The organism is Marinagarivorans sp. (genome assembly GCF_982758155.1).
In genome coordinates, this window is record NZ_CEXWTU010000217.1 from 1 (window position 1) to 8,300 (window position 8,300).

6 protein-coding genes are annotated in these 8,300 nt (G+C 41.7%); 3 read left to right on the forward strand and 3 right to left on the reverse strand.

The window, feature by feature from the left end:
• Positions 1-164: 164 nt before the first annotated feature.
• The gene (locus AC3A8L_RS17520; protein WP_487963569.1) at positions 165-2,222 is read right to left on the reverse strand and encodes a TonB-dependent receptor plug domain-containing protein; all 2,058 of its coding nucleotides are present in this window, start codon (positions 2,220-2,222) and stop codon (positions 165-167) included.
• Between the two features lie 585 nt (positions 2,223-2,807).
• Between AC3A8L_RS17520 and AC3A8L_RS17525 the strand changes: the two genes are divergently transcribed.
• Entirely contained in the window at positions 2,808-3,257 is a 450-nt protein-coding gene (locus AC3A8L_RS17525) for a PA2169 family four-helix-bundle protein (protein WP_487963570.1), read from the forward strand.
• Between the two features lie 164 nt (positions 3,258-3,421).
• On the opposite strand, the gene AC3A8L_RS17530 is transcribed toward AC3A8L_RS17525, so the two are convergent.
• Positions 3,422-5,791, reverse strand: a complete 2,370-nt coding sequence (locus AC3A8L_RS17530) for an ATP-binding protein (protein WP_487963571.1) — start codon at positions 5,789-5,791, stop codon at positions 3,422-3,424.
• Positions 5,792-5,936: 145 nt separating this feature from the next.
• Here AC3A8L_RS17530 and AC3A8L_RS17535 point away from each other — a divergent pair, with 145 nt between their 5' ends.
• Positions 5,937-6,854 (forward strand): hypothetical protein, encoded by a 918-nt coding sequence (locus tag AC3A8L_RS17535; protein ID WP_487963572.1) that lies wholly within the window; start codon positions 5,937-5,939, stop codon positions 6,852-6,854.
• Positions 6,855-7,091: 237 nt separating this feature from the next.
• Positions 7,092-7,913 carry a DUF2797 domain-containing protein gene (locus AC3A8L_RS17540; RefSeq protein ID WP_487963573.1) on the forward strand — a complete coding sequence of 274 codons (822 nt, stop codon included), beginning with the start codon at positions 7,092-7,094 and terminating at the stop codon, positions 7,911-7,913.
• Between the two features lie 96 nt (positions 7,914-8,009).
• On the opposite strand, the gene AC3A8L_RS17545 is transcribed toward AC3A8L_RS17540, so the two are convergent.
• Positions 8,010-8,300: DNA polymerase (locus AC3A8L_RS17545; protein WP_487963574.1), on the reverse strand; the 291-nt coding region annotated here is incomplete at its 5' end.

The window sequence follows — 8,300 nt, forward strand, 5'->3', positions numbered from 1 at the left end:
CTATGTCCTATAGGCCCCGGCATGCGCCCCTTTAAGCGCCTCGATAAGAAAGCCGCTTCGATAACCGCTCCTGCGTTATTCTAATAACCTGCTTCCCTGCAGGCCCTCTTCGCTTAATTGGATAAACTATTATTACCTCGCCCCTAAAGCCGTTGTGTTCACGACTAAAAGCTCATCCGAAAGCCTATTGTCGGTAAAATACCTAGGCCGGCAGTATCTTCGGTAACGACTGGGCTATTTTCATCTTCAATTTGATCGTAGTCTAAATTACGGCTTTCAATATTTTCCTGATTCAGTACGTTTATAACATCTACAATCAATGCTGATGGGAATCGTCCAATCTGGAAATCCCATTTGTAGCGGACATCTAAGCGGCTATAGGTGGGGAGCCGATCCGAAAAAGGCTCATCATAAACCGGTATTATAGTGTCATCCTCACGTTCTTCTAATCCAATAATGGGTGTAAACGCTTGACCGCTACGGGCACTCCAGCGCCAGCCTATTTCCATATTCTCTCTGAATTCGTAATTAACGACCCATGTGGCAAGCCAAGGGGTGTCTAAATAGTAATCACGTGTGTCTTGCGTTAGCGTATTGGTGCGCTCGCTTTTGCCGTAGCTTAAAGCTAACCATCCGTACCATTTGTCGGTCATGTCTTTATTAATCAATACATCAATGCCGCTAGCTTCACCTTCTAGTGCGTTAATATAATATTCACCGGATTCACCATTGGTGTCTGCGATAGCAAGGTCAGATAATGTTTTGTGGTAAAGCTCTAAATTCCAGCTCCAGCCGTCATTGTGTTTTTTAGTGAACCCCAGCACGCTATGTCTTGATTTTGCAGTCGGTAAGTTTGGATTGCCCACAGAAGGAAACGCGAGCTCTATTTCGGGAAGCCTTGCGTAATGGCCGTATCGAGTGTTTATTTCTAAGGTGCTGCTCGCTTGATAGCCCAGAGCAAGGCGCGGTAGCGCAAGGGTCTCATCGGTTAAATCATTGTGGTACGACTGCATTCCAACATCTAGCCGCACACGATCTGTAATCAACCAAGAATCATTAATATAATAAGTGCTTTCTTTAATCTCTAGACTTTCAATTTCTGAAATACGCCGCCGCTCGGCAGAACTACACTGGTCTTGTTTGTCTTCAGTGCATAGTAATAAAACGCCCTCCAGATCAAGCGTATAGTTACCATCGGTTAACTGGGCTCCAACGGTTAAGGTATGGGCCTCTGTTAAGGCATAATCCAATTCGCCTTTTATCGTTGAATGCTCTCGATCAAAAAAACTATGGTAATTTTCTCCCCAATAAACTTGGCTGCCCGTATTTGTTCGACCGATAGCCAGTTTCGCTTCTGTAATCGTATCGCCCAAGTATTTGTAGGTTATATGTTGGCCATCATAATCTTGTCTGACTTCGGCATTACCGGCAAAGTCTGGATTAGCGGCAACAAAGTCGGCCTGTCGTGTTAATTCTGCCTCAACGTAATCTGTTGCCCCATTGGCCGAAAAGGCCAGCTGATGCTGATCGCTAATATCCCAAACATATTTGAATTGATAATCTTCGTCTTGTGGCGCTTCAATCACACGAATGCCTTCACCTTCCTTTTCGGCGTCTTCTTTTGATTGCTCTTTTACCACTAAGTGAATCAAACTTTTACGGGCCGATAAGTAAAAGGCAGAATTTTCTGTAACACCGCCTTCGACAAAAATACCCGAGCGCAATAACGATAAATCGATGGTGGCTCCAAGCCGCTGCTGCTTCGGATCACGGAGAGTTATATCGAAAACCGCTCCCGTAACATTGTTGTAGGTTGGCCCAAACCCCGCTGAATACATTTGAAAATCTTGCAGAATATATTCGCTAAAAATGGACGATGAAAAGGCATGAAATACATAACCCGCGGGTAAAAAATCCACCAAGTATAGATTATCCGCTGGTGAGGACCCCCGCACGGCGGGCTCGCCACTATCGCCGCCAGGCACAACGCCGGGTAAGCTAAAAACGGCAGAAAGCGGATCACCCAGCGCTCCCGGCACATCGACTAACTTTTGTGCATTCTCCGTGATGATAGTGAAATCGCCTTTGCGCTCACCTAATACGATCGTTTCTTCTACAACAGTTGCTTGTAGCGCCTCTTCAGCAGAGCTTGTTGTTGCGAGTAGAGTCGAGGCTGTAAAACATAGCGCCGTAGTGAATATTTTACGGGATGAAGATGGCATGGTAGGGCTTCCTAGAAATAATACATCCAATTGTTTAATGCAGAACCTATCGAAATACACCCATCGGAGAGCTAGGCCTGCAAGGTCTTCAAGTTTTGGCGCAGAGTTTAGCAAAGTAGATAAAGAAAGTTGTAACAGCTTGTAACAGGTTCAATATTTTTAGCAGCCATATTACAAAAGTAACAGACAAAAAAATCCCCGCACTTGGCGGGGCAATTCTTGGGGTCATACGGGAAGTACACAATCTATTAAGCTTTTACCCATTGGGATGGCGCTGAAGGGGCGCGTACTAGGTATGAGCCAGTGAGAGAGGTTTAGTTCCGCCACATATCATTTTCTTTATCACAGCAATTTAGTGTCGAATTATCTTACAGTTTTATGTGTTGGGCCGTATGTGCTGTGCCGTGAACGTATGCATAAGGGTATTAGCAAGGATCAGCCCGCCAAAACCGCTTAATATAACGCCATATCGTGACCTGGGTCTCTTTTGGTATGTGATGTGCATCACGTTTTCTGTATTGGCATATCCGCCACCCACAAAGACCACCTCCCAGAAGGAGGTGTATTTTAAAAGAGAACAATATTATGAACAGTACCTCTGCAGCTCCCCTAAAATCCTTAGTCCAAACTCTGAACGATAGCATTGAGTTTTATCGTGTAGCCGCCCAAAAGGCCGAGCACGAAAACTATCGCCAGGCGTTTAAGGAAATGGGTGAGACTCATGTTTTAGCAAAAGCCTACTTGCAACCGTACCTAATTATGCAAACAGGCGTTGCCGAAGAAGGCCATACCTTTGGCAGTAAATTACACCATCGGTATGTAGAGATGCAGGATGCGGCAAATAATGACCACGACCAAACATTGATAAAGCAGCTTAGCGAAGTCGAAGATATTACCCTTAATATGATGGAGGTTACTGCTGCCGTGTCTAAAAATGCCATGGTGAGGGGGGTCATTAAGGGGTTAATGCCGCAAATGAATAAGTGTCGTGATCGTGTTTTGAGTTTAGCCAATATCAACAGCATCGCGTGCTAGTGGCGGTTAGTTAGTACCTGGGTCTATACGGCAGGCCGGTTCACCTCTCAAACTCCCTAAGGCTGCTTGATCTATAGCCGAGCGTCGAATAATTTTACAGATTGTTTTTGTGCGGAATAAGTTAGGTATCTAGGGGCCCTAAGTACCCTAGATACTTTGCACCGTTAGCGCGATTCAAAGGCGCTAATGAGTATTTTTTCGAGTGCGACCTGATCCAAGGGTTTGTTTAGGAATCCATCCATGCCTATGTCTTCAGCCATATTTTTATGGCTTTCCATTGCGTGCGCGCTTAGAGCAACAATAACGATTGGTAAGTTGTTGGGTCGTGTCACATTGTGCGTACGTATTTCTCGAGTTGCATCCCAGCCACTCATTTCTGGCATTTCGCCATCCATTAAAATTAAATCAAAGGCTTGTGGATTGTGCAAGCACACATCAATCACTTCCTGGCCTGTTTCTACCATGGTTGGAATAATATTGTATTTCTTTAAGTAGCCTTGAATGACCATTCGATTAACTGGATTATCTTCTGCGACAATAACGTTTAGCGAGCAGAAATCTGGGTAGGTATTTTTAAGCCCTGTTTTACTTTTTAGGGCGGAACTGCCATGCGCAGTATTGACAATAGTTTCGATAATTTTGCTGTTACTGAAAGGTGATGGTAATAAGGCTACGCAATCATCAAGGCTTTCTAGCTCAGCCGGTATTGTTGTAACATGATTGAGTAGAATGATTTTGAAGTTCAATGGTGTTCTGTTGTTGCTATTAATAGCGGCTAATAATTTTCGTGTTTTTTCATGACTACAGTGGATAATAAAAATATTATCTGTATCTTCAATTTTATCAATTTCACTCAACAGATGCTCGAACTGAGAAAGGCAGCGTGAAGATATATTGTGGTAGGACAGTAGGTTCTCAATATGCTGTTGATAATCCTTACTTTCAATAAACAATGAAGCAGGCTTTGATATTGTCTGAGCATTCTTAAGTCTTCTTTGCGACCTATTACTGGGTGTAGAAGTAAGAGGGATTTTAAACCAAAACGTAGAGCCTTTATCAATCTCACTTTCAACGCCAATAACTCCGCCCATTAATTCTACAAGTTGTTTACAAATACTCAAGCCTAAGCCAGTACCGCCATAAAGTCTGGTTGTAGAGCTATCGGCTTGATCATAGGGTGAAAATAGTCGTTCGAATAAAGCTTCTTTTATGCCAATACCAGTATCGCTAATGGAAATGACAATGGTTTCCGGCAGTTCTTCGTCACACTGTGCGTGTAAAGTAATGTTGCCTTGCTGCGTGAATTTAAAGGCGTTACCTAATAAATTTATGATAACTTGGCGAATTCGAGTCGGGTCACCAGTAACAATCTGCGGGCACTCTGGTGAGTAGATGGTGATGATGTTAATGCTAGACGTCTTCGACACATATAAGAATAAGGCAATACTTTCATTGAAGATTGATTCAAGATCAAATTCAATTTTCTCAATTTCTATTTTATTTGATTCTATTTTTAAATTGTCCAGAACATTGTTAATAATGTGTATTAATGAGTCGCCTGATTTTTTAATATACTCAATATATCGCAGTTGATCCCGGGATAGTGGTGTTTCCCCGAGAATATTGACTAATCCTAGTACGCCATTCAAGGGTGTTCTTATTTCGTGGCTCATGGCAGCAAAAAATTCACTTTTGGCTTGCGAGGCTTTTTCTAACTGATACGTGCGCTGCTGAACTTTTTTCTCAAGGCTTTGTGAGTATTCATTGAGATCGTTATCTTTAATTATTAGGGCGTTGGTCATAGCGCTAAAAGTTTTTACCATTACCCCTAACTCGTCCTCACGAGTAAGTAGCTCTTCATCGGCTATGTAGGGTTGATGGTTTTGAGTGTCAAAATCACGCATTTTATGGGTTATTTTTCGTAATGGCTTACCAACCATTTTTTGAATAATGAAATAGAAAATAGTGCTGAGTATTAGGGTTTTAAAGATAGCGCTAATGATTGTAATCAGAAAGGTATGCGCTGCACGGTTGAGGACCACCAGTGAATTACTTTTTAGAACAATATGCCCAATGATTTTTTCTTGAGTGTATTCACTTGAATAGGTGATACTGTAGGAATAGTCGTATTCATCAAAAATAACTTGTGCGAGTATTGAATCATTATTGGTGAAAATAGCATTTTCACTTTGGGTACGTTGAAACTGACTATGCAGTAGGATGTGACTTGCATCCATAAGCTCTATTTTTTTAATGTCTTTATTGATCTTTAACATCCCCTGGAGGGATGCCAGTGTTTGATCTTCATCGACATTCCAAAGTGCCTTCGAAATAATTGGGCTGAAGGTTAATGCTACGTTTTCAATCTCGTCACTGAGTCTATTTTTCTCGTTTTTATATTCCAATATTAATTGGCCTAGCGTTAGTAGAAACGCTAGGCTTAAGTAAAAGGTAAGAGTTACACGCAATAAGTTCCGAGCAAGTGAGCTTTTCGCTGATGCAATTTTGAATATAGGCGAATTGAATATAATCATTACTACACTACACTTCAGTCAGTTATAACGTTGTTGTATAACTTGATTGGCTTTAATAAGGCACTGCTATAAAGGCAGTCACTATCACTGGTTTAATGATAGTGCGTATTTCTACAATTAACATAATTTCTAGTCTGGTTTAATTATGAGTGTGTATGTATATCTAACAGTTATTGGTTTCTTGTTTTTAATGCTCTCAGAGAATATGTCAGCGTCTGAAGTTCTTAATGTCCGTTATCCTGCCGTCCAGGACCCCTATTATTCGGAAAGAGACACCTATTTTGTTAAGTTATTGGAAATGGCACTGTCTGAATCAGGCTTTGAGTATGAGCTTCAAGGCGTTAAGTATCCTAGTTATAGCGAAAATAGAAGTGTTCTATTATTGAAGAATAAATCCTATGACGTACATTGGCTTAATACAACAGCAGGGCGCGAGGCGGAAGCCGACGCTATAAAAATTCCATTGTACAAAGGCGTGATTGGGTGGCGAGTATTCTTTATCAAAAATGGGATGCAGCATAAATTCGATAAGGTTAGTCGTGTTGAGGACTTACAAAAATTTGCATTCATTCAGGGGCATGATTGGGCTGATATCGATATCTTAAAGAATAGTAATTTAAGAGTCGAGGGCTCGTCCAATTGGTTAGGTTTATTTAAAATGGTTGATATGGGGCGGGCAGATGTTTTTCCTAGATCCATTGTTGAGATTATGGAAGAGAAAAAAAATTATGCAGACGGTTTAATTATAGAAAATAAATTGATTTTACAATACCCCTCGGCCTATTATTTTTTTGTTAATAAGCAGAATGAAACGTTGAAAGCGGCACTTAAGAAAGGCCTTAGTGTGATTGTAAATGATGGCCGCTTGGATCGTCTATTTTTTGAGGCATTCCATACAAAAATTTCGGAACTCAATATAGAAAATAGAAAAGTGTTGAATATTGATAGGCCGTCGCTTCAAAACGCTATGCCCCTTGAAGATGGAAAATTATGGTTTAGCATTGAATGGTATCAACAGGCTAAAGAGAAATACATTGTTACACCCGAAGGGCCGAGAGAATAATATTTCACTCATTACCTCAATGCATTCCCCTAAAAAGACTAACCCAATGCCGGTGCCATGCTTAATTGTAAGCTTCCTACAGGCCCCTCGCGCCTAGTGTAACGTGGATGCAGTTAGTCTCAGATTAAACTAATTATTACAGTGTGTTAAAATCCTCGTTTTAGCTTTTTGATAGCGGCTTATGTTTATGCTTATAGGTATAAGGCGCTATTTTTCAACAGCATAGATGGCGATAAGATGACACAAGGTACACTACAAAAAATGCACGTAAGCCTGGATGAGAATGATCAGGTGCAATATGAACTACCCCTTGGGGATCAGCGCATAGCGCTTAATTCACGTATAGGTCAGCAATTAACGCTGACGCATACCGGCAATATTTACTGTAGTAACTGCAGTAAAAAAACCAAAAAAAGTTACGCGCAAGGGCACTGTTATGTCTGTATGGCAAAGCTTGCTAGTTGCGATATGTGCATTATGAAACCGGAAACGTGTCACTATGCACAAGGTACTTGCCGCGAGCCGCAGTGGGGCGAACAAAACTGTTTTGTTCCGCATTATGTCTATTTGTCGAATACCTCGGGTATTAAGGTGGGCATTACGCGACATACACAACTGCCTACACGCTGGATAGATCAGGGCGCCACACAAGGCTTGCCAATTTTTAGGGTGAAATCACGTCATATTTCAGGGCTTGTAGAAATCGCATTAGCAAAATTAGTCGCAGACAAAACACATTGGCAGGCCATGCTGAAAGGCAATGCCGAAAATGTAGATTTGAAGCTAAAAGCCGAGGAGTTAATTCCATTAGTCGCACAAAGCCTTGCCGAGATCACAGCAGAACACGGTGATGATGCCATTGAGGCGTTAGATGAGTCGATTCAAGAAATACATTACCCCATCACAGAATTCCCTAAAAAAGTAAAGTCGTATAACTTTGATAAAGAACCTGTACTCAGTGATGTATTGATCGGAATAAAGGGCCAATACTTAATTTTTGAAAATGGTGTGATTAATATTCGTAAGTTCACTTCTTATGAAGTTGCTGTAGAAGGCTAGCGCTGGATGTTTTAGCGATAGAATGTCAGTCGCTTTCGAGAAGCTCTAAAAATAGCCAAGCCAGAACGGTACAGAAAGTTCTCGCTTGGCTATTTTTTAATGTGCCTCGTCCCAATTATCGCCAACACCAGCTTCTACCAATAAAGGCACGTCGAGTGTCATTGCTTGCCCCATCAAATCGCAGACCTCAGCCATAAAAGTATTTACGGCTTCTTCTTTCACCTCGAACACAAGCTCATCGTGGACCTGCATTATCATTTTTGCGGGCTGCTTGGTTGAATGTAGCCAGTCATGTACTTTTAACATGGCTATTTTAATAATATCGGCGGCGGTGCCTTGCATGGGGGCGTTAATGGCTGTGCGCTCGGCGGCTTGTCTTCGCATACC

Coding starts and splice junctions, on each gene's coding strand:
- AC3A8L_RS17520 (WP_487963569.1), bottom strand. CDS start 2,222: ATGCCATCTTCATCCCGTAAAATATTCACTACGGCGCTATGTTTTACA.
- AC3A8L_RS17525 (WP_487963570.1), top strand. CDS start 2,808: ATGAACAGTACCTCTGCAGCTCCCCTAAAATCCTTAGTCCAAACTCTG.
- AC3A8L_RS17530 (WP_487963571.1), bottom strand. CDS start 5,791: ATGATTATATTCAATTCGCCTATATTCAAAATTGCATCAGCGAAAAGC.
- AC3A8L_RS17535 (WP_487963572.1), top strand. CDS start 5,937: ATGAGTGTGTATGTATATCTAACAGTTATTGGTTTCTTGTTTTTAATG.
- AC3A8L_RS17540 (WP_487963573.1), top strand. CDS start 7,092: ATGACACAAGGTACACTACAAAAAATGCACGTAAGCCTGGATGAGAAT.